The 26609-nt window shown below is 60.4% G+C and carries 19 protein-coding genes; 8 read left to right on the top strand and 11 right to left on the bottom strand.

What is annotated here, in order from left to right:
• Positions 1–61 precede the first annotated feature (61 nt).
• Positions 62–820, top strand: a complete 759-nt coding sequence (locus tag AB5Y51_RS13050; protein WP_010674615.1) for an SDR family NAD(P)-dependent oxidoreductase — start codon at positions 62–64, stop codon at positions 818–820.
• A 95-nt stretch (positions 821–915) separates the two neighbouring features.
• On the opposite strand, the gene AB5Y51_RS13045 is transcribed toward AB5Y51_RS13050, so the two are convergent.
• Complete coding sequence (locus AB5Y51_RS13045; RefSeq protein WP_041215229.1) at positions 916–2349, bottom strand: glycoside hydrolase family 1 protein; 1434 nt, start codon at positions 2347–2349, stop codon at positions 916–918.
• A gap of 163 nt (positions 2350–2512) precedes the next feature.
• Between AB5Y51_RS13045 and AB5Y51_RS13040 the strand changes: the two genes are divergently transcribed.
• Positions 2513–3430 (top strand): LysR family transcriptional regulator, encoded by a 918-nt coding sequence (locus tag AB5Y51_RS13040; protein WP_219604773.1) that lies wholly within the window; start codon positions 2513–2515, stop codon positions 3428–3430.
• Between the two features lie 101 nt (positions 3431–3531).
• A complete protein-coding gene (locus AB5Y51_RS13035; RefSeq protein WP_139701062.1) occupies positions 3532–5106 on the top strand; it encodes a sensor domain-containing diguanylate cyclase in 1575 nt (524 codons plus the stop codon).
• Positions 5107–5187: 81 nt separating this feature from the next.
• On the opposite strand, the gene AB5Y51_RS13030 is transcribed toward AB5Y51_RS13035, so the two are convergent.
• Both AB5Y51_RS13030 and fdhD read right to left on the bottom strand, forming a co-directional pair.
• Entirely contained in the window at positions 5188–7485 is a 2298-nt protein-coding gene (locus tag AB5Y51_RS13030) for an FdhF/YdeP family oxidoreductase (RefSeq protein ID WP_368178563.1), read from the bottom strand.
• Positions 7469–8254, bottom strand: a complete 786-nt coding sequence (gene fdhD / locus AB5Y51_RS13025) for a formate dehydrogenase accessory sulfurtransferase FdhD (RefSeq protein WP_368178562.1) — start codon at positions 8252–8254, stop codon at positions 7469–7471. Before fdhD ends, AB5Y51_RS13030 begins: the two co-directional genes overlap by 17 nt.
• A gap of 160 nt (positions 8255–8414) precedes the next feature.
• Here fdhD and AB5Y51_RS13020 point away from each other — a divergent pair, with 160 nt between their 5' ends.
• Positions 8415–9293: a LysR family transcriptional regulator gene (locus AB5Y51_RS13020; protein WP_368178594.1), complete on the top strand. Its 879-nt coding sequence runs from the start codon at positions 8415–8417 to the stop codon at positions 9291–9293.
• 99 nt (positions 9294–9392) lie between these two features.
• On the opposite strand, the gene AB5Y51_RS13015 is transcribed toward AB5Y51_RS13020, so the two are convergent.
• Entirely contained in the window at positions 9393–12827 is a 3435-nt protein-coding gene (locus AB5Y51_RS13015; RefSeq protein WP_368178561.1) for an ImpA family metalloprotease, read from the bottom strand.
• Between the two features lie 404 nt (positions 12828–13231).
• Between AB5Y51_RS13015 and ytfQ the strand changes: the two genes are divergently transcribed.
• The 4 genes from ytfQ to yjfF all read left to right on the top strand — a co-directional run bounded on the left by ytfQ (position 13232) and on the right by yjfF (position 17806).
• Positions 13232–14191, top strand: coding sequence for a galactofuranose ABC transporter, galactofuranose-binding protein YtfQ (ytfQ, locus tag AB5Y51_RS13010; RefSeq protein WP_010674607.1), 960 nt, complete (start codon positions 13232–13234; stop codon positions 14189–14191).
• Positions 14192–14276: 85 nt separating this feature from the next.
• Positions 14277–15785 (top strand): galactofuranose ABC transporter, ATP-binding protein YtfR, encoded by a 1509-nt coding sequence (ytfR, locus tag AB5Y51_RS13005; protein ID WP_368178560.1) that lies wholly within the window; start codon positions 14277–14279, stop codon positions 15783–15785.
• A 1-nt stretch (position 15786) separates the two neighbouring features.
• Entirely contained in the window at positions 15787–16806 is a 1020-nt protein-coding gene (gene ytfT, locus AB5Y51_RS13000; protein ID WP_368178559.1) for a galactofuranose ABC transporter, ATP-binding protein YtfT, read from the top strand.
• Entirely contained in the window at positions 16799–17806 is a 1008-nt protein-coding gene (gene yjfF, locus AB5Y51_RS12995; protein ID WP_010674604.1) for a galactofuranose ABC transporter, permease protein YjfF, read from the top strand. The genes ytfT and yjfF overlap by 8 nt, the downstream gene beginning before the upstream one ends.
• Positions 17807–17989: 183 nt before the next feature.
• On the opposite strand, the gene AB5Y51_RS12990 is transcribed toward yjfF, so the two are convergent.
• The 7 genes from AB5Y51_RS12990 to AB5Y51_RS12960 all read right to left on the bottom strand — a co-directional run bounded on the left by AB5Y51_RS12990 (position 17990) and on the right by AB5Y51_RS12960 (position 26557).
• Positions 17990–19009 carry an MBL fold metallo-hydrolase gene (locus tag AB5Y51_RS12990; RefSeq protein WP_258039822.1) on the bottom strand — a complete coding sequence of 340 codons (1020 nt, stop codon included), beginning with the start codon at positions 19007–19009 and terminating at the stop codon, positions 17990–17992.
• Positions 19010–19825: 816 nt separating this feature from the next.
• Complete coding sequence (locus tag AB5Y51_RS12985) at positions 19826–20494, bottom strand: NAD(P)H-dependent oxidoreductase (RefSeq protein ID WP_368178558.1); 669 nt, start codon at positions 20492–20494, stop codon at positions 19826–19828.
• Positions 20495–20746: 252 nt separating this feature from the next.
• Positions 20747–21907, bottom strand: coding sequence for an MFS transporter (locus tag AB5Y51_RS12980; RefSeq protein WP_236753651.1), 1161 nt, complete (start codon positions 21905–21907; stop codon positions 20747–20749).
• A gap of 386 nt (positions 21908–22293) precedes the next feature.
• A complete protein-coding gene (locus AB5Y51_RS12975) occupies positions 22294–23175 on the bottom strand; it encodes an SMP-30/gluconolactonase/LRE family protein (protein ID WP_368178557.1) in 882 nt (293 codons plus the stop codon).
• 91 nt (positions 23176–23266) lie between these two features.
• A complete protein-coding gene (locus AB5Y51_RS12970) occupies positions 23267–23740 on the bottom strand; it encodes a DMT family transporter (RefSeq protein ID WP_039039069.1) in 474 nt (157 codons plus the stop codon).
• Positions 23741–23754: 14 nt separating this feature from the next.
• Complete coding sequence (locus AB5Y51_RS12965) at positions 23755–25239, bottom strand: amidohydrolase family protein (protein WP_368178556.1); 1485 nt, start codon at positions 25237–25239, stop codon at positions 23755–23757.
• Positions 25240–25406: 167 nt separating this feature from the next.
• A protein-coding gene (locus tag AB5Y51_RS12960) for an IS3 family transposase (RefSeq protein WP_319903933.1) occupies positions 25407–26557 on the bottom strand; the annotation gives its coding sequence in 2 pieces (ribosomal slippage) (positions 25407–26320 and positions 26320–26557; 1152 coding nt in all).
• Between the last annotated feature and the right edge of the window lie 52 nt (positions 26558–26609).

Raw genomic sequence — 26609 nt, 5'->3', positions numbered from 1 at the left:
ATACAGTGATCCGGTCGGCTCGTATCGAGCCTGTGTCCGCCACCCTGACAGGAGTCATACCATGACCAGACCCATCGCCCTCATCACCGGGGCCAGCCGCGGCCTTGGCAAGCACGGGGCCCTGGCCCTCGCCGCCAAAGGCGTCGACCTCATCATCACCTACCGCAGCCAGGCCGCAGAGGCGGAGGCGGTGGTGACCCAGGCCCGCGCCCTCGGCGTTCGGGCCCATGCCCTGGCACTGGACGTGGGCGAGAGCGCCACCTTCGCGGCCTTTGCAGAGGAGGTGACGCAACTGCTCGCCCGGGAGTGGCAGCGCACCCATTTCAACTTCCTGGTCAACAACGCCGGGATCGGCATTCATGCCAGCTTCGAGCAGACCACGGAGCAGCAGTTCGACACCCTGCTCAACATCCACCTCAAGGGGACCTTCTTCCTGACCCAGGCGCTCCTGCCCCTCCTGGCAGACGGCGGTCGCATCCTCAACCTCTCCACCGGCCTCACCCGCTTCGCCATGCCGGGTTATGCCGCCTACGCCGCCATGAAGGGGGGCGTCGAGGTGCTCACCCAGTATCTGGCCAAGGAGCTGGGCCCCAGGGGCATCGCGGTCAACGTGCTGGCCCCCGGCGCCATCGAGACCGATTTTGGCGGCGGCGTGGTGCGCGACAACAAGGGAGTCAACGACTTTCTCGCGAGCCAGACCGCCCTTGGCCGGGTAGGTCAGCCCGACGACATCGGTGGTGCCATCGCCGCCCTGCTCTCCGATGACTGCCGCTGGATCACCGCCCAGCGCATCGAAGCCTCGGGCGGCATGTTTATCTAGGCGGTCATGGTTGCCTACTGCACAAACAAGGAAGGCCCCCTCCGACGAGGGGGCCTTCCGGCATTGGGCAGACGAGGTGCGGCGCACCGGGCCCGTTACAGAGTCTTGCCACCGCTTGCAATGACCTGGCTGTACCAGTGGAAGCTCTCTTTCTTGATGCGACGAAGAGACCCTCCCTGCTCGTCCCTGTCCACGTAGACAAAGCCGTAGCGCTTCTGGTAGCCGTTGAGCCAGCTCAGGATGTCGGTGAAGGACCAGGCGCAATATCCAATCAGCTCGACCCCGTCCTGCATCGCCTCCTGGCACGCCTTGAGGTGGCTGTGCAGATAGGCGATACGGTAGTCGTCGTTCACCTTGTCCCCGGCTTCCAGCTTGTCGAACTCCCCCAGGCCGTTCTCGGTGATCATCAGCGGCAGGGCGTAGCGGGAGGAGAGCCGGCGCAGGGCGATGCGCATCCCGGTGGGATCGATGGCCCAGTCCCAGTTGCTGGTCTCAAGGTGCGGATTGGGGGCCGTCTTGTAGAGGCCGGGAATGCCGCTGGAGGGCGTAGTGCCCTTCTTGCCCGTGGTGTTGATGCGCTGCATCGTCTGGCCGCCGAGGGGGTTGTCGGTGAAGGTCAGGGTGTAGTAGTAGTTGACCCCGATGTAGTCGGGGGTGCCTTCGCGCAAGAGCTCGAGATCGCCCGGCAGGATCTCCGGTGCCTCGCCGGTCTCCCGCAGATAGGCGAGCGCTGCCTGGGGGTAACGGCCGAAGCAGTAGGCATCCAGCCACCAGAGGTTGGTGAACTCCTCGGCATTCTCGAACGCCAGCATGTCGCTCGGGGCGCAGGAGGCAGGATAGGCGGGGGAGTACGCAAAGCTCGGCCCAATCAGGCCGTTTGGCACGTGCTGGCGAAACGCCTTGATGACCCGGGCGTTGGCGAGAAACGCGATGTGGTTGGCGGCGAAGAAACGCTTTCTGTCCTGCACGGCGGGAGGATGGGTGCCAAGCTGGTAGGCGTTGGTCAGGTTGTAGTTCTGCTCGTTGAGCGACACCCAGTACTTCACCTTGCCGGCGAAGCGCTGATAGAGGGTCACGCAATAGCGCTCGAAGTCGTCGATGATCCGCCTGTCTTCCCAGCCGCCGTACTCATCCTGCAGGGCCTGGGGGAGATCCCAGTGATAGAGGGTCAGCACCGGCTCGATGCCATGGGCCAGCAGGGCGTCGATGAGCCTGTCATAGAAGGCGAGCCCCGCCTCGTTCACCTCGCCACGCCCCGTCGGGTAGATGCGCGGCCAGCTCACCGAGAAGCGATAGGCCTTGAGCCCCATCTCGGCCATCAGCGCCACGTCCTCTTCCACCCTGTGGTAGTGATCCACCGCCACGTCTCCGTTGCTCCCTTCAAAGGTCTTGCCCGGTAGCTTGGTGAAGCTGTCCCATACCGAGGGGCCCTTGCCCTCCTCGTTCCAGGCTCCTTCCACCTGATAGGCGGCGGAGGCGGCGCCCCAGAGGAAACCGTTCGGGAAGTCGTTGAACTTGTGATGATGCATCTGGTGTTGCTCCTTCTGCGCGGATGGCGGGGGCCATCCCGTGATACGTCGACCCCGTACAGGGGCCCGAAATGAGTTGGCACCAGCATCCAACACTTCTAGAATTCCGTCCAATGACAAATATGGCCACCTATCATTCCTATCTGGAATCAAGCGAGGCACCATGGAGTTGAGAGACCTGAAAGCCTTCGTCACCCTGGGGGAGGTATTGCACTTTGGTCAGGCGGCGGCGCGCCAGCACGTCACCCAGTCGGCCCTGAGCAAGCAGATCCGCCGGCTGGAGGCGGACCTTGGCGGCGAGCTGTTCGAGCGCAACGCCGGCAGCACCCGGCTGACGGTGCTCGGGCGCGCCCTCTACGCCGACGCCTGCACCCTGGTGGCCCAGAGCGAACAGCTCGCCCGCAGCGCCCGCGACGTGCTGGCGGGCCACGCGGGTACCCTGCGCATCGGCTTCGGGGTCGCCACCAAGCTGCTGGTGCCCGCCGCCATCGCCCGCTTTCGGGACAGCCGCCCCGGGGTCGCCATCGAGCTCAACGATCTCTCCACCCATCACCAGTTGCTGGCGCTGGCGGAGGGCCGCCTGGATCTCGGCTTCTGCCGCCTGCCCGCCCCCAAGGGCTGGCCGGTGCTGCCCGTGGTGCGCGCCCATTTCGTCGCCGTGCTGCCCGCAGGCTATCAGGGAGTGGCGGGGCTCGCCGATCTGCAGGAGAAGCCGCTCGCCATCCTGCGCCGGGACAAGGCCCCCTCTTTTTACGATCAGTTCATCCATTACCTCGCCCAGAGCGGCCTGCGCTTTCAGGACATCCAGTACGTGAACGACTTCGCCGCCGGCATCGCCACCGCGGCAGCCGGCATCGCCTGGACCCTGGTCCCCTCCTCCACCACCATTGAGCATCCCGATGTGCTGACCCTGCCCCTCGGGGAGGCCGACGCGAGCTGGATCATCGGGCTCATTCGCCCGCCGGGCAACGACAATCCCCTCGTCGCCCCCTTCTGGCAGACGGTGGCGGAGCTGGCGGATCCCGCCCTCACCGGCCTCATGACGGCAGGGAACGGGGCACCCACCCGGGACACCCCATGAAAGGGAACCATTCGAGAATCACATTAACGATGGCATTGGGCGGACACCCCCCTTAAAATTGCCGCACTGCCCCGACGCCACGACAAGGATCCGTTTCGTTCATGCACTCTCACTGGCTGCTGAGGTTTGATCTGCATCGCCTCATCCTTGCGCTGGCCGTCATCGGCGTGCTGGCTACCTTTGGCAACAGCTTTTACGCCATCTATCAGGCACAACGGCAACTGCTCATCGACAGCACCCTGGAAGCAAACCGGGTCTATGCCACCAAGCTCGCCGCCTCCACCGAGACCATGTTGCGCTCGGCCCAGGGACAGCTGGCCTATGGCGCGGCCCGGCTCGCCCCCTTGCTGCAGGGCAACGACCTTCATGGACTCGAGGAGGTGGCAGGCCAGTTGCGCCAGCAGACCAACACCTTCAACTCGGTGGCCATCGTGAACACCGATTCCGTCATCGTCGCCGTCTCTCCCGAGGCATTGCATGTGAAAGGGGTCAAGCTCACCTCGGCCAATGCGAGCCGGACCCTGGCAAGCCAGCAGCCCCTCATCGCGGATCCCTTGGTCTCCCTCACTGGCAACTACCTCATCAGCCTCTCCCACCCCATCTTCTCGGCAGACAAGCGCTACCTCGGCTATGTCGCCGGCACCATCTATCTGGAGTCCGCCAGCGTGCTCTCCAGCCTGCTGGGGCAGCACTACTACCAGGATGGTTCTTATCTTTATGTGGTGGACCGCCAGCGCACCCTCATCTACCACCCGAACCCGGAACGCATCGGCCAGAGGATTGGCAAGAACCGGGTGGTGGATGCGGTGCTCAAGGGGCAGGATGGCGCGCAAAGCGTGCTCAACTCCCGGGGCAGCGAGATGCTGGCAGGCTTTGCCCCGGTGGCAGACGCAGGCTGGGGGATAGTGGCCCAGCGCCCCCGCAGCGCCACCCTGGCCGGTCTGGATGAACAGATGCTGGAGATCCTCAAGGGGATGATCCCGGTCACCCTCTTCATTCTCTTCGTCATCTGGCTCTCGGCCACCATCATCGCCAGACCCTTGCGGCAACTGGCCAACCGGGCCGGGCTCATGGATCAGCAGGGGGCCGCCACCAGCATCTCGGGGATCCGCGCCTGGTATTTCGAAGCGGCCCAGTTGAAGCAGGCCATCCTCAAGGGGCTGGGGCTGCTCAATACCAAGATCGACAAGCTGCACACCGACAGCCACACCGATCCCATGACGGGCCTGTTCAACCGCCGGGCCATGCAGCAGATGCTGGACGAGTACGAGGCCGAACGTCAGCCCCTGACGGTGATTGCCCTGGACATCGATCACTTCAAGGCCATCAACGACCGCTTCGGTCACGACGTGGGGGATGCCGTCATCGTCTCCCTCGCCACCCTGATGCAGCAGGATCTGCGTTCCGATGCCGCCTTGTGTCGAAGCGGCGGCGAGGAGTTCCTGCTGCTGCTGCCCGGGGTCTCCCTTGCACAGGCGCAGAAGATCGCCGAGCGCCTGCGTACCCGAGTGGCGAGCCACGACATGGAGGTAGCTGGCCACATCACCATCTCCCTCGGCGTCGCCCACTGGGGGGCGGATGCCACCAGCATCGCCGCCGTGCTCAAGGAGGCGGACAAGGCGCTCTATGATGCCAAGAGCCAGGGCCGAAACTGCGTGGTGGTGGCCCTGGGCTGATCGGCCCAGGCTTTGCCGGACACCGTTCGGCCATAAAAAACCCCTGCCATGGCAGGGGTCGGACGGTATCCATATGAAGAATCAGAGCGTGACGGCCAGGCTCTCGACCGAGGCGGCGCTCGGGGTCACCAGTACGGGCACCGATTTGGAGGTGGGGGTGAAAGAGCCCTCCCCTATGCTCTCGATGGCCACCAGGGGGTTGGTCTCGGGGTAGTAGGCGGCGATGTTCCCTTTCGGGATCTCGTAGAAGATGACGCTAAAGCCCCGCACCACCCGCTCGCGCCCGTCGTTGCACACCGCACTCATGTCCACCCGCTGCTCCTCGGCGAGCCCCAGCCTCCTGGCATCCTCCTCGTTCATGAAGACCACGTTGCGTCGCCCCTTGATGCCGCGATAGCGGTCATCCATGCCATAGATGGTGGTGTTGTACTGATCGTGGGAGCGCAGGCTCTGAAGCAGCAGCACGGGCTGGTCCACCATCTGCTCCGCGTGGCTGGTGCACTCGGGCAGGATGGAGTCCGGCAAACGGCTCGCCCTGAATTCGGCGCGCCCGCTCGCTGTGTTCCAGCGCAGCAGGGCGGCGCTGTTCTCCAGATGGAAGCCGCATGGCTCCTCGATGCGGCGGTTGAAGTCGCCAAAGCCCGCGATGGTCTCCTCGATGAGATCCCGCAGCAGCCCGTAGTCATCCCGCAGCGCCAGCCAGTCCACCCGCTCGCTGCCGAGCGTTGCCTCGGCCATGCGAGCCACGATGTCTATCTCGGAGAGACAGAGCGGCGAGACCGGCTCGTTCATCCCGGTGGAGGCGTGCACCATGCTGAAGGTGTCCTCCACGGTGATCTTCTGCACCCCGGTGCGCTGCTGATCGAGCTCGGTACGGCCCAGGCAGGGCAGGATAAGAGCATCTTTTGACACCATGAGGTGGCTGCGGTTGAGCTTGGTGCTGATCTGCACGTTGAGCTCGCTCCTTCGCATCGCTTCATAGGTGAACTCGGTATCCGGCGCGGCGGCTGCCAGGTTGCCCCCAAGGCAGATGAGCACCTTGCTCTTGCCGCCATGAAGGGCTTTGAGGGCCTCGTAAACGTTGTGCCCCGGCGTGCGCTTGAAGCCCACCGGGAAGCGGCGCTCCAGGCGATCGAGGAAAGCGGCATTGGGTTTCTCGTTGATCCCCATGGTGCGGTTGCCCTGCACGTTGCTGTGACCGCGCACCGGACAGAGTCCGGCCCCCGGCTTGCCAATCTGGCCGCACATCAGGTGCAGGTTGACGATTTCGCGAATGGTGTCGACCGAATGTTTGTGCTGGGTGATCCCCATGGCCCAGCAGCTGATCACGCTCTCGCTGCTTGCGAAGATCTGCGCCGCCCGTGTGATCGCCTCCCGACCGAGGCCGGATTGCGCCTCGATCTGCGTCCACTCCGTGGCCTTCACCTGGGCCAGGTAGTCGTCAAAGTGCGCGGTGTGCTGCTCGATAAAGGCGAGATCGATGCGCCCCCCCTCCTCTTCCAGGATGTATTTCGCCATGCCGCGAATGGCCGCCATGTCACCGCCAAGTTTTGGCGTGAGGTACTGGTGGCTGATGGTGGTGGCCGCCGGGGTCAGTAGCTCCGCCGGGCTCTGGGGGCTCGCGAAGCGCTCCAACGCCACCTCTTTCAGGTTGTTGAAGGTGACTATCTGACAGCCCTGGCGCGCCGCCTTGCGCAGGGCATTCATCATGCGCGGGTGGTTGGTGCCCGGGTTCTGGCCAAAGACGAAGATGGCTTTGGCGGCGTCGAAATCATCGAGCACCACGGTGCCCTTGCCCACCCCGACGGACTGGATGAGCCCCACCCCGCTCGCCTCGTGGCACATGTTGGAGCAGTCGGGGAAGTTGTTGGTGCCATAGAGGCGGCCAAACAGTTGATAGAGATAGGAGGCTTCGTTGCTGGCGCGTCCCGAGGTGTAGAACTCCACCTCGTCGGGGCTGGCCAGACTCTTGAGTTTGTCGGCGATGAGGGCAAACGCCTGATCCCAGCTAACCGGCTCGTAGTGATCGGTGGCCGGGTTGTAGCGCAGGGGCTCGGTCAGTCGCCCCTGGTATTCGAGCCAGTAGTCGCTCTGGGTGGCGAGGCGACGCACCGAATGCTCGGCGAAGAAGGCGGCCCCCACCGTCTTGCCGGTGGACTCCCAGGCCACCGCCTTGGCGCCGTTCTCGCAAAACTGGAAGGCCCCCTGCTTGTTGTCCCCCCAGGCGCAGCCCGGGCAGTCGAAGCCGTCGGTCTGGTTGACCCGCAGCAGGTTCTTGATGTTCTGCCGGGTCTTCTGGCTGCGCAGCACCTGCTTGAAGGTGGACTGCAGGGAGGAAAAGCCGCCGGCCTTGGCCGGTTTTTCAATATGACTGGACATGGGAGTCTCCGAACTGATCCTGGAACCGGGGGCTGGCATAGCAGACCGGGGCATCGGATCTGGGCACATGAATGAGGGTCAGGTTGTATTTTTGGGCCAGTTGCACCGCGAGCTGGCTGGGAGAAGCAAGGCTGATGAGGTGGGCGGCGCCAAATTGCACCGCCTTGTGAATGAGTTCGCTGCCGCAGCGGCTGGTGATGACCAGCGTATCGGCCTGCGCGGGCTGGCGCAGCTGCATGCCGATGAGCTTGTCCAGGGCGTTGTGGCGGCCGATGTCTTCCCGGCAGGCCAGGATCTCGCCGCGGTCATTCAGCGCCAGGGCCGCATGAAGGGCCCCGCTCTGGCGGGCCTTGCTCTGCCAGGGGGTGATGCGCTCGCGCAAGTCCCGCAGACGCTCGATATGGAAGGGGGCACCCGCGGTCAAAGGGGTGAGTGCGGGCAGCGCATGCTCGATGGCCTCCACCCCGCAGATGCCGCAGCCGCTCGCCCCGGCCAGGCGACGCTTGCGTTGACCCAGTACAGCCAGACAGCGATTGGCAATGGTGATGTCGAGCACCACCCCCTGCGTGGACGGCGTGCTCTGGATGTCGTGCACATCGTGATTGCCCCCTATGATGCCCTCGCCAAACAGGAAGCCGATGGCGAAGTCGTCGAGATCGTCCGGGGTGGCCATCATGACCGCGTGGTTGATGCCGTTGATGTTGACGGACACGGCCACCTCTTCCACCAGCTCATCCAGCCTGGGCAACCGTGAATTGAATGGGATCATGCGAGACGCTTATAAGCTGTATTCGGGCCTCAAGTTTAGATAAGTCGCGCTCCCAAAACCAATGAAACAAATCTATTCGCCGATAGACAACCTCTATTGCCTTGGCGATGTCGATTGATTAACTTTGTCAGCCATTCTCCACGTCAAACGCCCCTCTTCAATGAACATCAAGCAGTTGCACTATTTCTACGAGCTGGCCCAGCACAAACACTTCGCCAAGGCGGCCAAGGCCTGCTTCATCACCCAGCCGACCCTGTCCGCCAGCATCACGGCGCTGGAAAAATCCCTCGGCACCGAGCTGGTGGTGCGCAACAGCCAATTTGTGGCACTGACCCCGGCGGGGGAAGTGGTGCTGCACCACGCCGAGCGCATGCTGCTGGAGCAGGACGCCATGCACCAGGAGCTGAGCCTGTTTGGTGGCGCCCTCTCTGGCACCCTGCGCATAGGCATGGTGCCCCAGTCGAGCATCGACATCATGCCGCTGCTCAAGCGCTTCCACGACGCCTACCCCAAGGTCAGCCTGCGCCTGTCGGTGATGACCCACGCCACCCTGCTCGAGCAGCTGGATCTGCACCAGACTGACATCGGCCTCGGCTTTGACGAGCTGCTCACCGAGCATCAGCGCCGGGCCCTCGACGTCCAGTTGCGCCACCCCAACCCCATGGCCCTGCTGGGTCCCCTGCCCCCGCACCTCTCCCCGAGTCAACCCCTGAGGCTGGCGGACTTGCAGGATCTCCCCCTGATCCTGCCGAGCAGCACCATGCAGTTTCGCCGCTACCTCGACGAGGCCGCCGCCCGCCAGCAGCTCAGCCTGCGGGTGGTGCTGGAGACAGACTCCCTGTTCCACCTGGCCAACGGAGTGAGCCACGGGCTCGGCTGCGCCGTGGTCAGCGCCGGCATCGCCGCCACCGCCCATCAGCTCTTCAAGCTGCCCTGCCACCCCCTGAGCGATGCAAGCGCCGGCACCATCGCCTTCATCACCCGCAAACACAGTGTCACCCCCGCCATGAAGGCGTTTCTCGGTCTGCTGAAGGCGTGAATCTCCCCGCAGGGCTACGAGGCTCAGCGCGAGTACCGCCCTTCTCCGGCTGGCCTGCGCTGACCAAGAAAAAACGCCCCTGAGGGCGTTTTTTCTTTATTAGGGAACAGGACAGCTGGCCGGCGATCCCTGGTCGCGAGGCCAGAGGGTGCTGCCATCCGTCTCGGAGAGGGGCAGGAATGTCAGCCCCTCGCTCATGTTGACGGGCGGGAGATCGTCCTCCAGCACGTACATCCCCATGGGCAAGGCGCCCGAGGGCTGGTTCGCCTCCACCTGAGCGGCGGCGAGCGTCGAGTAGCGCAGACCCAGCAGATCGAAGTGGCTGCGCCAGTCCAGGCCGGTGAGCCTGCCGAGGGCGACCAGCATGAAGTCGTTGCCCGGTATGTCTCGCACCTGTTTGCCGCCATAGACCCCATGCCCCTGGAAGGGGAAGAGGCCAAAGCCGAGCCTGTCCCTGTTGGCATTCCAGTCGTTCTCGTTGTCGGCAACGGCGCCGAAGATCCGTGAATGCTGGTAGAGCAGGGTGAAGATATTGAAGCCGTTGCTCAGGCGGGTGCCGTCCGCCAGCCTCATACCGTGGGCACGCAGCGCCATCTGGATATAAAACGCCATACGATAGCCATTGTTCACCGCATAGGCATTGCTCCGCCAGGGCGCCTCGTAGCGACTCTCCCCCGCATCCAGCACCTTGCAGTTGGCCCCCAGCACCACCCGGTTGCCGCTCTTGTCCGTCACCCCGGCCGCGTCGGACATGAAGGCATAGAACAGATCCTTGTGATTCATGTGACCATCTTTGATGGGCGCGCTGTTGCCATCGCGCAGATAGTGGGCCTGCCACTTCACCACATAGGGGAAGATGTTGTTGGAGTTCTCCCCGGCGCGGCTGCCATAGCCGCGCCAGTTGTCCGTATCGCTGGCGGCAGCATAGTGCACATTCAGGCGCTGGGTTTGCAGGTTGTGCCCCAGCTCGTGATTGTCCAGCCAACCGGTCGGGCTGATGCTGCCGGAAGAGTCCCAGGGGTTGCCGCTGCAGCCGACCCCGCAATGGGCATTTTGGTCGTAGTTGGCATGCTGGATGATGGTGCGGGTATGCAGTGACTCATCGAGACACAGATCCCCCAGCAGCGCGACACAGGCGCGCCGGACCTCGCCTGGCAGCGACTCCTCCAGGCGCTTGCCCTGGATCTTGAAGCCCGCCAGGGTATAGACGCTGTTGATATGATCCCGGGAGATGCTCTCCAGCAGGGCATCGGTGTCGGCAATGGCCCCCCCGATGGCCCCGGTGAAGCGATCCCGGCGCAGATGCTGCTCGGCGCCATCGGCCCTGAGATCGACATGGGGCAGCTCGGTCTGCTCCAGCCGCTCGTTGAAGTCCCGGATCTGCTGCTCGTCACTGAAGTCCAGGATGGCCGGATGGCGGGTCACGCCGGTGGCGGTCACCTCCACTTGCAGCGCCCCGGCTCCCCCCTCCAGGTGGAGATAGACAGGGCCCCCATAGGGCGAGGTGAAGCTGACGCTGCCGCCCTTGTTCAGGGGAAGCCGCCCGCTGGCCAGCTCCAGCGGCGCCCGATAGACCTTCTGTTCATAGGCCCGGTTGGTGTTGGGTCTGTGGTAATTGAGCCGCACGGTAGCGGAAACATCCTCAGTATCCGTGCGACTCAGGGTGATACGCTGCCCCGGCAGGGCATACCAGCCCGTCGAGGTCCACTGCCCGGAATAGGGCACCGAGATGCGGCGGCTGTCGCTGATGACGGCGGGATAGGCGTAATGGGCCTGATCTCCCTTGAACACCTGGCTGCGATCGACGACGTACTCCCCCAGATCGGGCTGGGCCGGGTTGCGAACACGGGCATAGCTCACCAGCCAGTCGGCAAACATCGCCCGCTGCCAGGCCTGATGCTCGTCCCAGGCGATGGGGTAATCGATGGCGACGCGGTATTTGTCGGCCAGCAGCAGGCTGGCCGGCAACAGCGCCAGGCCGCCGCGGGAGAAGGGGCTGATCCCCGCCTTGTCCAGGGTGATGGCGGCATTCCTGAGCCAGTCGGCGCCATTCTTGAACTGCACATTGAACTCATCGACGCCGCCGCAGTTGAGGAAGTTGCCGCTGCAGGCATCCAGCCATTGGGTGCTGAAATACCCCTCCTTGAGGTTGCTCAGCAGCGTATCGACCGCCATCAGCTGGGGATCTGGCGCCATGATGGTGCTCACCGCCAGATTACTGACCTTGAGCTTCGACCAGTAGTTGCCCCAGGTCACCAGCCCCATCTCCAGATAGAGGGGCGCCAGCAGGGGGCTCGCCTCTCGCCGGTAGTTGGAGAGCAGCAACGGGATCCCGGCGGCCTTCGCCTTGGCGATGGCCTGGGCTATGCCCTGGTATCCCAGCCCCTGGCGATCGAGGTCGCTTATCACGATGAGATCCGGCGCCATGCGGTCGATGCAGGCGTCGAGGGCCTGATAATCGCACTCATCGGCCTGGTTGATGCTGTGCGCGTCCGGATACATGGCCTTGAGCCAGTCCCGGATCCCCTCGTTATGGGGGAAATACCAGCTGTCGGCGCGACTCGGCACCTGGGCGGTCAGGATGCGAAGGCCATCGTCATCACTGTCCCTCCCCCGGGTCAGCCAGCCGATCAGCCCCTTGAGCAGCGCCTCGCTCTGGGGGGTGCGATCCACCGCAAACAGGTTCGCCCCCATGGCTGCCCGGCGATACTCATCCTGCTCGGAGACCATCACCAGGCCGCGGATCTCGCTCTCCCCCTTGCCATTGATGTTGGAGGGAAGCAGGGTCAGGGTGTTTTCGGGCTGGAAGCTGGAGAAGGTGATGGAGTCGTGGCTCGGGTTCCAGCTGATGGCCCCCAGACCCTGATAGAGGGTGCGAACCAGCTCGGTGCGACGCGCCTCGCTGTCGGCGATGGCGCCACGGGCATGGGCGATGAGCTCAACGTCGCTGGCGAGGGCGTGATCCTCACGGGCAATGGCATGGGCGGCATGCTTGATAAAGCGCGCCGACACCTGGCAATCGGCGCCCATGGGGCCCGTGATGTAGTCGTGCCCCTGCAGGGTGCCGTCACAGCCCTCTATGCGCTCCAGCACGAAGCCGGCGTCGGGCGCGACGGTGAAACGCCCCCGCTCACCGGCGCTCAGGCGCAGGCTGACCGGGCTCAGCCGCCCACCCTGGCTGCTCTGGGTGGTGGCCTCGAAATAGACGGGGGCCGTCTCCTGAGTGAAGCTCGCCGAGACCTGGCAATCGCCGCGCATGGGGCCCGTGGTATAGGTGAGGCCGTCCAGCGTCCCCTCACAACCCGCAATCTGCGCCAACACATAACCGGCGTCGGGTGCTACGGTGAAACTGCCCTGCTCACCGGCGCTCAGGCGCAGGCTGGCCGGGCTCAACTGCCCACCCTGGGTGCTCTGGGTGGACGCCTCGAAATAGGTTGTTATCGTGGGGGGAATGGCATCGTCTTTCCCGCCTTCTCCACCCCCGCATCCATTCATGGCAAAGGCCAGCAAGGGTGTGAGAATGACTCTTCTCATCTTCTATCCTCCTCTCTACCAGGCTGTTTGGGGCGGGCAGTGTAGGGGGCGTGCGGCGTAATTTCAACCCTGAACGAATCCCATTTTAAGCTCCGATTAGCCGGGATCGCCTTCCCTCGCCTGGCGGCACTTCACTCCCCCGGGCGGTCGACCCCGCAAGAGAATGGCAGCCCCTTCCATAGAGGGCCAGACACTCTGGCTTGTGGAATAAATATGCAGAAAAATCAGCATAATCCGCGCGCCATATATGAACTTGTCTGCTGTTTGTATGAAGCATCGTGCTGCTGAAAATTTTCTGTGAGCCACCTCCCGCCGTTTAATTCAAGAGCCTATAACCTTGACCCGTACAATAAAAACCTGACGTGTTCCGGTTTATTTCACCATGCATCACAAAGGAGTGTCATATGTATAAAAAAGTGAAACTGGCGAGCATTATCAGCACCCTTATTCTCTCGGCCACTGCATATTCTGCAGAGATGACCGTGGGCTTCTCGCAAATTGGTTCTGAATCCGGGTGGCGAGCTGCAGAAACATCGGTCGCCAAGAGCGAAGCCCAAAAACGCGGCATCATCCTGAAAATTGCCGATGCCCAGCAGAAACAGGAGAACCAGATCAAGGCCATTCGCTCCTTTATTGCCCAGGGGGTGGATGCCATCTTTATTGCCCCCGTGGTACAGACTGGTTGGGAGCCAGTATTGCAGGAGGCGAAAGAGGCCGAGATCCCGGTCTTCCTGCTGGATCGCAATATCACGGTAAAAGATGACGGTCTCTTCATGACCGGGGTCGCCGCCGACAGCGTCCACGAAGGGGAAGTGGCAGCCCAGTGGCTCATCAAGCAGCAGGATGGCAAACCGTGCAACGTGGTGGAATTGCAGGGCACGGTGGGTGCCAGCGTGGCGCTGGATCGCAAGAAGGGCTTCCTCGACACCGTCTCGGCCGTGCCCACCATCAAGATCATCCGCACCCAGTCCGGCGACTTCACCCGCAGCAAGGGCAAGGAGGTGATGGAGAGCTTCATCAAGGCGGAAAATAGCGGCAAGAATATTTGCGCCGTCTACGCCCATAACGATGACATGGCCATCGGCGCCATCCAGGCCATTAAAGAGGCCGGGCTGAAACCGGGCAAGGATATCAAGATCATCTCCATCGATGGCGTGCCGGATATTTTCAAGGCGATGATCGCAGGCGAAGCCAATGCCTCGGTGGAGCTCACGCCGAATATGGCGGGACCGGCCTTCGATGCCCTGCTGGCCTATAAGAAAGATGGCACCCTGCCCCCCAAACATATCAAGACGGAGTCCAAACTGTTTGAGCCCGGGAGTGCCGAGGCGCAGCTCGAGCTGAAAAAAGACATGGGTTATTAATCCCGCTCCCCCGCCAGACTGTCACATAGCGCGCCATATAAGTGATTGAACTTGTATGGCGCGCTATATCGGAGAGCCAATGTTCATGTCAGAGAACACTCACGATGTCGTATTGAATGCCCGCGGAATATGCAAGGCGTTTCCCGGAGTACGAGCCCTGCATCAGGTGGACTTCTCCCTGCGCCGGGGAGAGATCATGGCGCTGCTCGGCGAGAACGGGGCCGGCAAGTCCACGTTGATCAAGACCCTCACCGGTGTCTATCAGCGAGACGCCGGCCGTATCGAACTCGATGGCGTCCCCATCTCCCCGACGGACACCGCCCATGCCCAGCGTCTGGGGATAGGCACCGTCTATCAGGAGGTCAACCTGCTGCCGAACATGTCGGTGGCGGACAACCTCTTCATCGGCCACGAGCCACGCCGTTTCGGCTTCATCGACCGGGGCGCCATGACCCGGCAGGCCAGCGCCATCATGGCCAGCCACGGCTTCGAGATGGATGTCACCCTGCCCCTCGACCACTACTCGGTCGCCATGCAGCAAATCGTGGCCATCGCCCGGGCGGTGTCGCTCTCCGCCAGGATCCTGATCCTGGACGAGCCCACCGCGAGCCTGGATGCCAGCGAAGTCCAGATGCTCTTCTCCCTGATGACGCGCCTGCGGGATCAGGGGGTGAGCCTCATCTTCATCACCCATTTTCTCGATCAGGTCTACGCCATCAGCGATCGCATCACAGTGCTGCGCAACGGCGAGCTGGTCGGCACCCGCGACACCCAGGCACTGCCACAACTGGAGCTGGTCAAGATGATGCTGGGACGCGAGCTGGACGACAATGCCCTCAAGCGGGCGGGCAAGACACTGCGCAGCAACCAGCCCATGGTGTCGTTCAGGGACTATGGCAAGCGGGGAGTTATCGCCCCCTTCGGTCTCGACGTCATGCCCGGGGAGATAGTGGGCCTCGCCGGCCTGCTCGGGTCCGGTCGTACCGAGACCGCCGAGCTGATGTTCGGCATAGTGCCGAGCGACAGCGGCGAGTGCCGGGTGCGGGACAAACCGGTCACCATCCGCTCTGCACGCCAGGCGGCCGCCAACGGCTTTGGTTTCTGCCCGGAGGATCGCAAGAGCGCCGGCATCATCGCCTCGGCCTCGGTGCGGGAGAACATGGTGCTGGCCCTGCAAGCCCAGCGGGGCTGGTTGCATCCCCTGTCTCGCAAGGAACAGGACGAGATCACCGCCCGCCTCATCGAGCAGTTGGCCATCAAGACCCCGGGACCGGAGCAGCCCATCCAGTTTCTCTCCGGGGGCAACCAGCAAAAGGTGCTGCTCGCCCGCTGGCTGCTCACCAAACCCCAGTTCCTGATCCTGGACGAGCCTACCCGGGGCATCGACGTGGGGGCCCACGCAGAGATCATCCGCCTCATCGAATCCCTCTGCGCCAACGGGCTGGCCCTGCTGGTCATCTCCTCCGAGCTCGAGGAGCTGGTGGGCTATGCCGATCGGGTGATCGTCCTTCGTGACAGAAAACAGGTGGCAGAGCTTGCGACGGACGCCCTGAGCGTCCCTGCCATCATGAACGCCATTGCATGTGAGGCCTGATATGACGTCATCCATCCTCCCCCTCGCCAAGGGGCCCAGCCCCCGCAGACCCTGGCCCACGGGCTCGGCCCAGTGCGCCGCCCTGGTGTGTGTGCTGCTCATCAACGCCCTGGTCGCCGACAACTTCTTCGCCATCCACATCCAGGATGGGCGGCTGTTTGGCAGCCTCATCGACATCCTCAACCGCTGCGCCCCTGTGGCCCTGCTCGCCCTCGGCATGACCCTGGTGATCGCCACCGGCGGCATCGACCTGTCGGTGGGCGCCGTCATGGCCATCAGCGGGGCCACCATGGCCAGCCTGGCCACCGGCGGTCACAGCCTGTCGGTCATCTTCGCCGCCGTCATCGGGGTGGGCCTTCTGTGTGGCCTGTGGAACGGCCTGCTGGTGGCGGTGTTCAAGATCCAGCCCATCGTCGCCACCCTGATCCTCATGGTGGCGGGCCGGGGCATCGCCCAGCTCATCACCGAGGGGCAGATCATCACCTTCAACAACGACGCCCTCGCCTGGATCGGCAGCGGCTCCCTCTTCTATCTGCCCACCCCGGTCATCATCACCCTGGGCATGGCGCTGCTGCTCTGGCTGCTGACCAAGCGCACCGCCCTCGGTCTCTTCATCGAAGCGGTGGGGATCAACATCAAGGCCGCCAAGAACGCCGGGCTCAACACCCCCATGGTGGTGATCGCCACCTACCTGTTGAGCGGCATGATGGCCGCCGTCGCCGGCATGATAGTCGCCGCCGACATCCGGGGTGCCGATGCCAACAACGCCGGGCTCTGGCTCGAGATGGACGCCATTCTGGCGGTGGTGATAGGAGGCACCTCCCTGATGGGGGGGCGCTTCAACCTCGCCCTCTCCCTGATCGGCATACTGATCATCCAGGGGGTGAACACCGGGATCCTGCTCTCCGGCTACCAGCCCCAGTGGAACCAGATCGTCAAAGCCCTGGTGGTGCTGGCGGTGCTGGTCATGCAGTCACCGGCCCTCAACCACCTCTTCCAGCGAGGGACTCGCCATGTTTAAACGCAACCTCCCCCTGATGGTGACCATCATGGTCTTCGTGCTGGGCTATCTGCTCTGCCTGGCCTCCTTCCCTGCCTTCATGTCCACCCGCATCATCTGCAACATCCTGACGGACAACGCGTTTCTGGGAATAGTGGCGGTGGGCATGACCTTCGTCATCCTCTCGGGGGGCATCGATCTGTCGGTGGGGGCTGTCATCGCCTTCACCGGCGTGCTGCTGGCAACCCTCATCGGGAAGCTGGGGGTCAGCCCCGTGCTGGCCATCCCTCTGGTGCTGGTGCTCGGGGCAGGCTTTGGCGCCCTCATGGGCTGGCTCATCGACACCCTGAAGATCCCCGCCTTCATCATCACCCTGGCGGGCATGTTCTTCCTGCGGGGGGCCAGTTTTCTCATCTCCGAGCAGTCCCTGCCCATCGATCACCCCACCTTCACCTACCTGTCGAGCCTGTCGTGGAAGATACCGGGGGGCGGTCGCCTGAGCCTGCTGGCCCTCATCATGCTGGCGGTGGTGGTCTTCGGCATCCTGCTCGCCAACCGCACCCGCTTTGGCAACAACGTTTACGCCATCGGCGGCAACGCCACCTCGGCGGCCCTGATGGGGATCTCGGTTCGCCACACCACCATTCGCATCTACCTGCTCTCCACCACCCTGGCGACCCTGGCAGGCATCGTGTTCGCGCTCTATACCTCGGCGGGCTATCCGCTCGCCGCCGTCGGGGTCGAGCTCGATGCCATCGCCGCCGTTGTCATCGGCGGCACCCTGCTGAGCGGCGGGGTGGGCACCGTCTTCGGCTCCCTGTTCGGGGTGCTGATCCAGGGGTTGATCCAGACCTACATCAACTTCGACGGCACCCTCAGCTCCTGGTGGACCAAGATCATCATCGGCCTGCTGCTGTTCAGCTTCATCGCCCTGCAGCGCCTGCTGATCCTGGTCTCGGAGCACCGCAAGGCCAACAAGCCAGGTCCTTTCAAGCGCCAGGTTGCCGCCCAGCCCGAGTGAGGTATCAGCAAGACCCCGGTGGCAGAAGATAACGCGGGCAAGGCGCTCCCGTGCGCCCTCCCCGCCCGGTCATAGCTGGCCCGGCACAGAGGATGGGGAGGCAGCGGGGGCGCTCACAGGGCCCGGCCCCAACCTCCCGCACGCCCCTTTGAGGGGTGACACCGTCTTTGGAGGGCACTCAGGTCAATCGCGCCACCAGGGGCTGCCCTCATGGGGGCTCAGCACCTCCAGAGGCTCCCCCATGACAGGCGTGGTCAGGGGGATCTGTTGCTCGGCAGCCAGTCGGGCAATCTGCTCAAGCGGGTCGTTCCAGCGGTGCATGGCCAGATCGAAGGTGCCGTTGTGCACCGGATAGAGCCATTTCCCCCCGAGATCGTGAAACGCCTGCGCCGTCTGCGCCGGGAGCATGTGCACCAGCTCCCAGCGCTTGTCGTAGGCCCCGGTCTCGAGGAAGGTCACGTCGAACGGACCGTAGCGCCTGCCAATCTCCTTGAAACCGTCGAAGTAGCCGCTGTCACCGCTGAAGAAGAGGTTGACCCCCTCGCCGCGAATGACCCAGGAGGCCCAGAGGGTCTGGTTGCCGTCCCCGAGGCCACGGCCGGAGAAATGCTGGGCCGGGGTCGCTACCAGGGTGACACCGCCCACTCGGGTCTGCTGCCACCAGTCCAGTTCGCGGATCTTCTCCTTCGCAATCCCCCAGGCCATGAGGCGCGCCCCCACCCCGAGGGGCGTGATGAAGTGGTCGACCTTCTCCTGCAGCGCCAGTATGGCCCCGTGATCGAGATGGTCGTAGTGATCGTGGGAGAGGATCACCCCCTCGATGGGGGGCAGCGCCTCCAGGGTGATGGGCGGTTGATGCCAGCGCTTGGGGCCGAACCACTGCACCGGTGAGGCCCGCTCGCTGAACACGGGATCCGTCAGCCAGAACGTGCCCTGCAACTTGAGCAGCAGAGTGGAGTGGCCGAGGCGCCACACGCTGTTGTCCGGCGCCGCGATGAGCCCCTCCCGGGTCATGACCTGTACCGGAATGGCGCGATCCGGCACCGTGCCCTCAGGCTTGGCGAACAGGAAGTCCCACCAGAGCCTGGCCCCTTCCCAGAGGCTTCGCGCCTGTGGTGTCACGGCATTGTTGAACCGGCCCCCCTGATATTGCGAGGAGTCCGGGTGTTCGGGCAGGCCCGGTTTGAGTAGAGATGCGATCATGCCAATCATCAGGGCTCCTTTGAGCAACCACAGAAAACGGCGCCCCTCAGGGGCGCGAAAAGAGGCTGACGGGGTCTGCATTCATGCCACGCCTGTCAGCCTGGTCTCTGGTGAGTCGAGAGCAGCCCCTGCACGGGGCCGCACCTTCCATAAAACAGAACGGGAGAGCCGCACGGTATGAAACCGGTTCCCGGCGTCTCCAGTAACGGCAAGATAGCCTGCCCGGGCTCCCGCCACCAGAGGGGTTCGCGTTGCCGCGTGACCCCGGCATGGTGTCGCATCAAGCGCATGGCCTCACCTGCTCTGCCGGCGCCAACAAAAGGAGGCGTCAGATGGCGTACTGCAAGAGCTTGCAGTGCTGAAAGTCAGAAGATGGCTGGGCCATAGAGGCCACGGGAGGTGACTGAGGGAAAGCATAATCTCAAGGGGACAGTGACGCGGTCTGAAGCCTGATAAACGCCCATAGGGCACAGGTGTAGTGGTTTAATCATCCCGGACACCATTTAGGTGGTACAGTCGCCACCATGATCAGAGGTGTTCAATGGCAAAACAATGTTGTTTATTCACTGCCAAGTTCAAGCAGGAAGCGTGTCCTAGATGCTCGACCAAGGCTGTTCCGTCTCCGAAGCCAACAGTTCTCTGGACGTTGGCGAAACCGTGCCTCGTTGATGAATTCAGAAGAGTCCATCCAAACGAATTGACTCAACTCCTATTATCAAGTCTCTGACCCTTGGATACCGAATTGCAGTTTCGCCCTATCTTGATTTTGCCAAAAGGGAAAAGTAAAGCCCTGTAAGGGCTTTACTCTAAATAAGCTTAAGAAAATAAAGCCGTGAGATGATTGATGAAACGCTTTGTTTCATTCTCTACATCCGGATTTTTTACCACATCATTTGTGATAAAGGTGGGTAGTGCTTTCATGCCCAAAAACTGATTTGCCTTATGGAAATGCAGGTATACCCCATCCACTCCCTGGCCTTCAAAGAACTGTTTAGGATCATTAAATGCCTCTAATGGTGCATTCCATGTAAGAGAGAGCATGTATTTTTTGTCCTGAACAAGACCGCCTGAGCCATATTTTTTTGACATATCGGAGCGAGTTCGGCCATCACTTTCATACAGAGAGCCATGACCCTCTGTAAACACATCATCGATCCATTTTTTAACGGTCCATGGTTCCCCCATCCACCATCCCGGCATCTGATAAATCAGTACATCGCTGTTGAGAATTTTTGCTATCTCGCTTGGAGGATCAAAATCGCTATCAGCATTGGTAACAGATACCGTGTGCCCAAGGTGGTTTAATATCTCACAAGCGACATTGACATAATGTTGGTTTAACTCACCTTTGGCAAAACCATAACTTTTGGCGCCATTAACAATCAGAATGTTACTCATAAAATCACTACCTTTTTCAGATTGCAAGAGGCTGGGCGCACTAGAATCTTTGAGTTTTTCCAGGCGGCCCCATCTCGATTCAAACATGCTCACCAGCATTTTTAATAAAAATTCGACATATGATAATGCTCGGCACTTATCAGTAACAGTTATTACCCCCCGGCAGTTAATAATATAAAGCAGGGAGGCTAATCTTAAAAACTGTCTGGAGAAATGAATGTGGCCATTCGCAAGATATTTTCTGCAGCATAAAATGCACTGCAAATCCCTGGAGATGGTGACAACCGTCTTTCAATCATCAGGGGAGTATTTCCTTTTCCTACTGGCGGACGTCAAGATTCAGTTCAGCGACGATGCGGGTTCCAGGTGCACATTGCGTCCTGCAGCCATTCCAGTACAAGCGCCAGCCACAGCGAGCGCAGCAGTCACCAACAGTGGCACAGTCCAACTACCGGACCAATCGTGCACTTGACCCAGCAGCAGCGGTCCCATTGCCGCCATCAAATAGCCGACACACTGCGCCATTCCTGACAGGGCTGCAGCATCGCCAGCATTTTGTGTGCGCAAACCGATGAAGGTCAGACCCAACATCATGCTCGCACCTGAGCCAAACCCCAGAATAGCGGCCCACAGCATTGCCAAATCGGGCGCATAGGCTATTCCCATTAGAGACAGTGCCGTCAGCAGACTGACCACGACGGCCAATAGCCTCTGGTCTTTCAGGCGGCGCAGCATCGCTGCCAGTATTATTCCGGGAATAGCCGTAGTTAGCTGCAGCATTCCGTGCACGGCACCAGCTGTTGCAGAGGAGATACCATGGTCCGTCAGAATCGCTGGCAGCCAGCCTACCGCAACATAAAAGGGCATTGCATTCAGCCCCATAAACAACGTGACCTGCCATGCCAGAGGGGATTTCCAAACCTCGACAGTTGTTGTCTTTTTCGTAACTGATAGCTGTTGTTGATGGTGTTTTTTAAGCTGTGGCAGCCATAAAGTAAGCGCAAGTAGCGGAGCTACCACTATCAGCGCCAAAGCAATATTCCAGCTCCAAAACTGCGTCAGCGGAATGATAATTGCCGAACCGATAGCACCTGCCGCCCCCATCGTAATGGAATAAGCACCTGTCATAGATGCCATGTTTGAAGAAAAATCACGTTTGATCAGGCTAGGCAACAATACATTCCCCAGAGCGATCCCTGTTCCAATCAGGATCGTGCCCACGTACAACGCCCAAATACTTCCTGCGGAACGGAGTAGAATCCCTGCTGAGATAATAACCATTGCGCCCAATAGGGTTCGCTCCAGTCCTAATCTCTGAGCAACAGGGGCGCTCAACGGTGAAAATGCTGCAAAGGCAAGCAAGGGTAATGAATTGAGCAACCCTACTGCGGTGATACTGAGTTCAAACTTGTCTTGGATTAATGGTAAAACCGGTGCGATAGCGGTGAAAGGAACGCGCAAGTTCACGGCAATAAAAAGGATTCCCATCACAAGTGCCATGGTATGCCACTTGTTTTTTATGTTTGACATTTTCTATGTTATCTCTGATAAAAAGAAGAGTTTAAAATGCATGTTGATTGCAAGATATAGAAAACAAGACAGCATGTTTCTAAATTATGCCAAAGCACTAAACATGTTATGTCGCCAGAGGCGATTGAAACCGTTTTCCTCTAGGGCCACCCTGCTCTGTCATTCGATATCAAATACACCATTTTTGAACATATTGTACGGTAGGACTTCCATCATCCAGCCCTAATATGGCCACGAATTGTTATGACAGATTGGTGGACTATATAGTGGTTGAGTCGAGGAAAGACGAGGTCGCCATGAAGGGGAGCACTTGGTTGTTCGGATTAAAGCCCCATGGTCCCCCTTATGGGTGACAGTCAGATGAAGGTCATATCTCCAGAGACCACTGATGCGGCAAATCGATTTTCTGGCAAGCCGGCGATGGCGTTTGATCTGGCCTTTAATATCGCACCGTCATGTCGTGATGGCGCGGAAAGACCAATACGTGCACTGGTGCAGTATAGGGTTGTGAATGCCTCACCTGCCAGCGTTGGGCATGTGCTCTGAATAGCAGGGGATGGAAGAACGCAGTCAATTGTTCCGTCCGGACAATAGCGCACAATCCGATTGCCTCCCCATTCTGCATTCCATAAGTAGCCCTGCGCATCCACACAAGAACCATCTGGTACCCCACCTCCTTCTATTTCAGTAAACACGCGTTGATTTTCGAAGGAAGGGTAATCACAGCAGAAAATGCGCCCTTGCATCGAGTCGCAGTAATACATGGTGCCACCATCCGGGCTGAAACAGATGCTATTGGGAATAGCCACTTCGGAAAGAGGCAACGTCTCTATATCAAGCGTCGCGGCATTCAGTCTGTGGAATTTTCCGATACTCTGTAACGGGTCTCCATCATCCATGGTGCCGAAGACATAATTGCCTGAACGATCGCAGCGGCCATCACCTATTCGCGTTCCGATCTCCCCCGGAGAGGAAACCAATTCAGTAAAACTGCGAGTATTCAGGTCATAGAAACCGATCCGAGATGCCAATCCCATCAGCAGAACGTCTGTCTTTTCGGTGAGTGCGAATGAGCCGAGGCGTTCAGGCAAAGACCAGCGCGTTACCGCGTTACTATCTCCTTCAAAGGCGAGCAGCTCGCTACCTTCAATGTCCGTCCAGAACAGCCTGCGGGTTTTATCACACCAAAGGGGGCACTCTCCCAGTGTGTTCCTGGCATCTACTGCAATTGAAAACATGTTAATCCTCCTGGCACTTTCATAAGGTATTGGCGAACGTCTACCCCAGGGGCAGACGTTCGTGAAGGTCAAAAATCAGAATGCCGCTTCATCAGTGCATAAGGCGCTCAGCTAACCGATCACCGAACAGCATGATGACGAGCCCGGTCAGCATGACCAGCATTCCACCCAGCTTTATCAAAGATACCGGACGCTGGATGGTGCCAAGCAGACCAAAATGGTCGATGACCTGGGATGAGAGCAACTGTCCGACGATGGCCAACCCAAGCAGGGCTGAAAACCCGATTTTCGGTGCGAGCACGACATAGCTGAACAACGCGCAAGCACCGATCAGGCCGCCAGCCAGACTCCACAGAGGCTGTGATGGAATGGCCGCAAGCGAGGTGAATAATCCGCCACGCAGCAGCGAGAAGATCCCAAGGCTGAATGCACCGGCCGCGAAGGAGAACAATGCTGCGGTGACCGAATCGCCCCCGAGTCCTCGTGCCAGCTGACTATTCAGAGTCGTCTGCAGCGTGATCCCGAGACCTGCGGCAAAAGCGATGACGTAATACAGCGTGCTCATGGGTTTCATACCTGTCAGTGTGCCTGTGCCAGCGGCAGGAAGGCGTCAGCAAAAATGTCAGGCTCATACCCGGCGGCGGCAAACAGATGCTCACGGGACTCATCAATGGCGGCGCGAAGGCGCGTGCTGTCTACGCCCAGCACCTTGCCATGCTGCTTGACGATGCGTCCACCGATCATGACGGTATCAATGTTGCTGCGCTCTGTCGCATGCACCACGGTGCCAAAGGCATTGCCGGACGGGTAGAGGTTGATGTCGCCAGCATTGATCAGAATGAGATCCGCCTGTTTTCCTGGTGTCAGGCTCCCTACCTTGTCCAGCAGCCCTGCACAGGCAGCACCATCGACAGTCGCCGATTTGAGGAGTTGGGCAGCCGGCAGCGTGGTCAGCGAGTGGTCGGTGCCGCAGCAATGCTGTTGATGCATGCCCATCACCCGTTGCAGGTAAAATGCCACGCGCATTTCCATAAACATATCAGTGCTGTAAGAGGTTTCATTGTCGACGCTGAGGCCAGGGCTGATGCCATGACGCTGCGCTGCCTGGATGGCAAACATACCGTCCTCGATGCCATAGTGCGCATCGGAGCGCGGGCAGACATTCACCCGGACACCGGCTTCTCGCAGGATCTTCCATCCCTCATCTGGCAGTGACGTGCAGTGATTGAAAATATTGTCCGGGCCGAGCAGACCGCGCCGATGCAGTGACTCCAGCTCAGACGCCATAAAAGAACCAAAGAATTCAGTGACGATCGGCAGTCCCAGCCTGCGAGCCTCGGCCCACAATGCAGGCTCCAGCTGGGCCATGACAGCAAGGGAAACCAGGCTCTCTGGGTTGTCCTTGAAATATTTCTCTTGCAGGCGTTGCCAGTTACCCGGCCAATGAGCCTTGTCCCATTCCCCCGATACCGGTGCGCCGGAGGCGTGTATGGCACGGATCCCTGCATCCAACAGGGCCTCGACGGCGGCGTCCGAATGAGCTGCGGTGCGGCTGTTATGGGAATTGTCAATGACGGTGGTGATGCCTGCATCAATGCAGCCCAGTGCCGTCAGCAGGTTGCCGATATACATATCGGCAGGGCGATAGTACTTGGCGAAAGAGAAGTGCGTGGCGTTGCTGTAGTCTTCCAGACAAGTGGCATTCGGATTGATGCGGCGCAGTTGTCCCTCCCAGGAGTGGCGATGAGAATCCACCATCCCCGGCATGGCGATCATGTTCGTAGCATCGATGACACGGGCACCATTCGCCTCCAGATTCTCGCCTATGGCCGTAATGGTTGAGCCACTGATCAGAATGTCTCCACGTTCAATGTTACCCACGTTCTCATCCATGCTGAGGATCGTGGCTCCCTTGATCAAGATTGAATCTGGTCTTACATCTTGATTATTAACAATATTTCTAAGGTATCCGGTCATTTCAAGAGCCTCTTTTCTAGCCAATGGCGAAAAGATACGGCACTCTATTACCCTGAAAAAGATGACCAGACTGGTTTCATAATTCATGATCTTCGAATAATCATGGGAACTATCGGTAGAGGTATCGTCTCAAGGGAGAAGGGCTGTGGATCGTATTCAGGCTATGCAGATCTTTATTCGGGTTGCTGAGACCGGAAGCTTCGTGCGGGCAGCAGAGACCCTCTCACTGCCTTCCTTGAATCGCCCCTGGTTTTCTAGACACTTTGTTGCTGAAAAATAAACTGCCTTTCAAACTCTACCGGCGACAGCCCATCATTGGAACCATGACGCCTGATTGGGTTGTAAAACATCTCGATATAATCAAACACATCGCTGCGGGCTTCGTCTCTTGTCGCGTAAATCCTGCGCTTGATCCGCTCCCGTTTGAGCAACTGAAAGAAGCTCTCGGCGACCGCGTTGTCGTGACAGTTACCCCGTCGGCTCATGCTGCAACGCAGGTTGTGGGCCTTCAGAAAGTCCTGCCATTCACCACCGGTAAACTGGCTGCCCTGATCCGAATGCACCAGTACCGGCTGCTTGGGTTTACGCCGCCAGACGGCCATCAATAACGCATCAACCGCCAAGTCTGCCGTCATGCGTGACTTCATCGCCCAGCCGACGATCTGGCGAGAGAACAGGTCGAGCACCACCGCCAGGTACAGCCACCCTTCTTGAGTGCGAATGTAGGTAATGTCAGTCACCCAGGTGATGTTGGGGGCTGGCACCTTAAACTGACGTGCCAGCGTGTTTGGGGCAGCTTGCGTGCTCTTGCCTCCATAATGCCCCTTGCGGCGTTGATAGCCCGTTTGCGAACGCAGTCCCTCCCGCTTCATTAATTTGGCCACACGGTGCTTGCCGCAGGCTTCCCCTGCGTCACGAAGGTCGCGATGGATCTTGCGATAACCGTAGACAGCACCACTTTCCAGCCAGGATTGCTTGACCAATCCGGTCAGTCGTTCGTCCTCCTGCTGTCGTGGCGATGTGGGCTGTTTCAACCACGCGTAGAAGCCACTTCGGTGAACCCCCAGGGTTTGGCACAGGGTAACGACACTGTACCGGTCGAGTCGGGAGGTTATGAACGCGTACCTTTCCTTGACTCGCTGGCAAAGTACGCGGCGGCCTCCTTTAGAATATTGCGCTCCTCGGTGACCTGGCGCAGTTCAGTTTTCAGGCGGCGGATCTCGGCTTGCAAGGCAGACTCTTCTATTTGCTGGTCAGCAGGCTTACCGTACTGCTTGAGCCATGCATACAGGCTGTGGCTGGATACCCCGATGGCACGTGCAACGTCAGCCACCGGCCGCCCGCGCTCGGTGATTTGTTTAACGGCTTCGATTTTGAATGTTTCTGGATAACGCTGACGGGTCATAACACCTCCAATAGTTGCCTCATTTTAAGGCTGTGAGGTGTCTAGGGAACTG

It is taken from the genome of Aeromonas sp. R7-1 (assembly GCF_040908115.1).
In the GTDB taxonomy this organism is placed as follows: Bacteria; Pseudomonadota; Gammaproteobacteria; order Enterobacterales; family Aeromonadaceae; genus Aeromonas; species Aeromonas caviae.
Note: the sequence above shows the minus strand (reverse complement) of the source record. Positions and strands in the feature narration are given on the sequence as shown.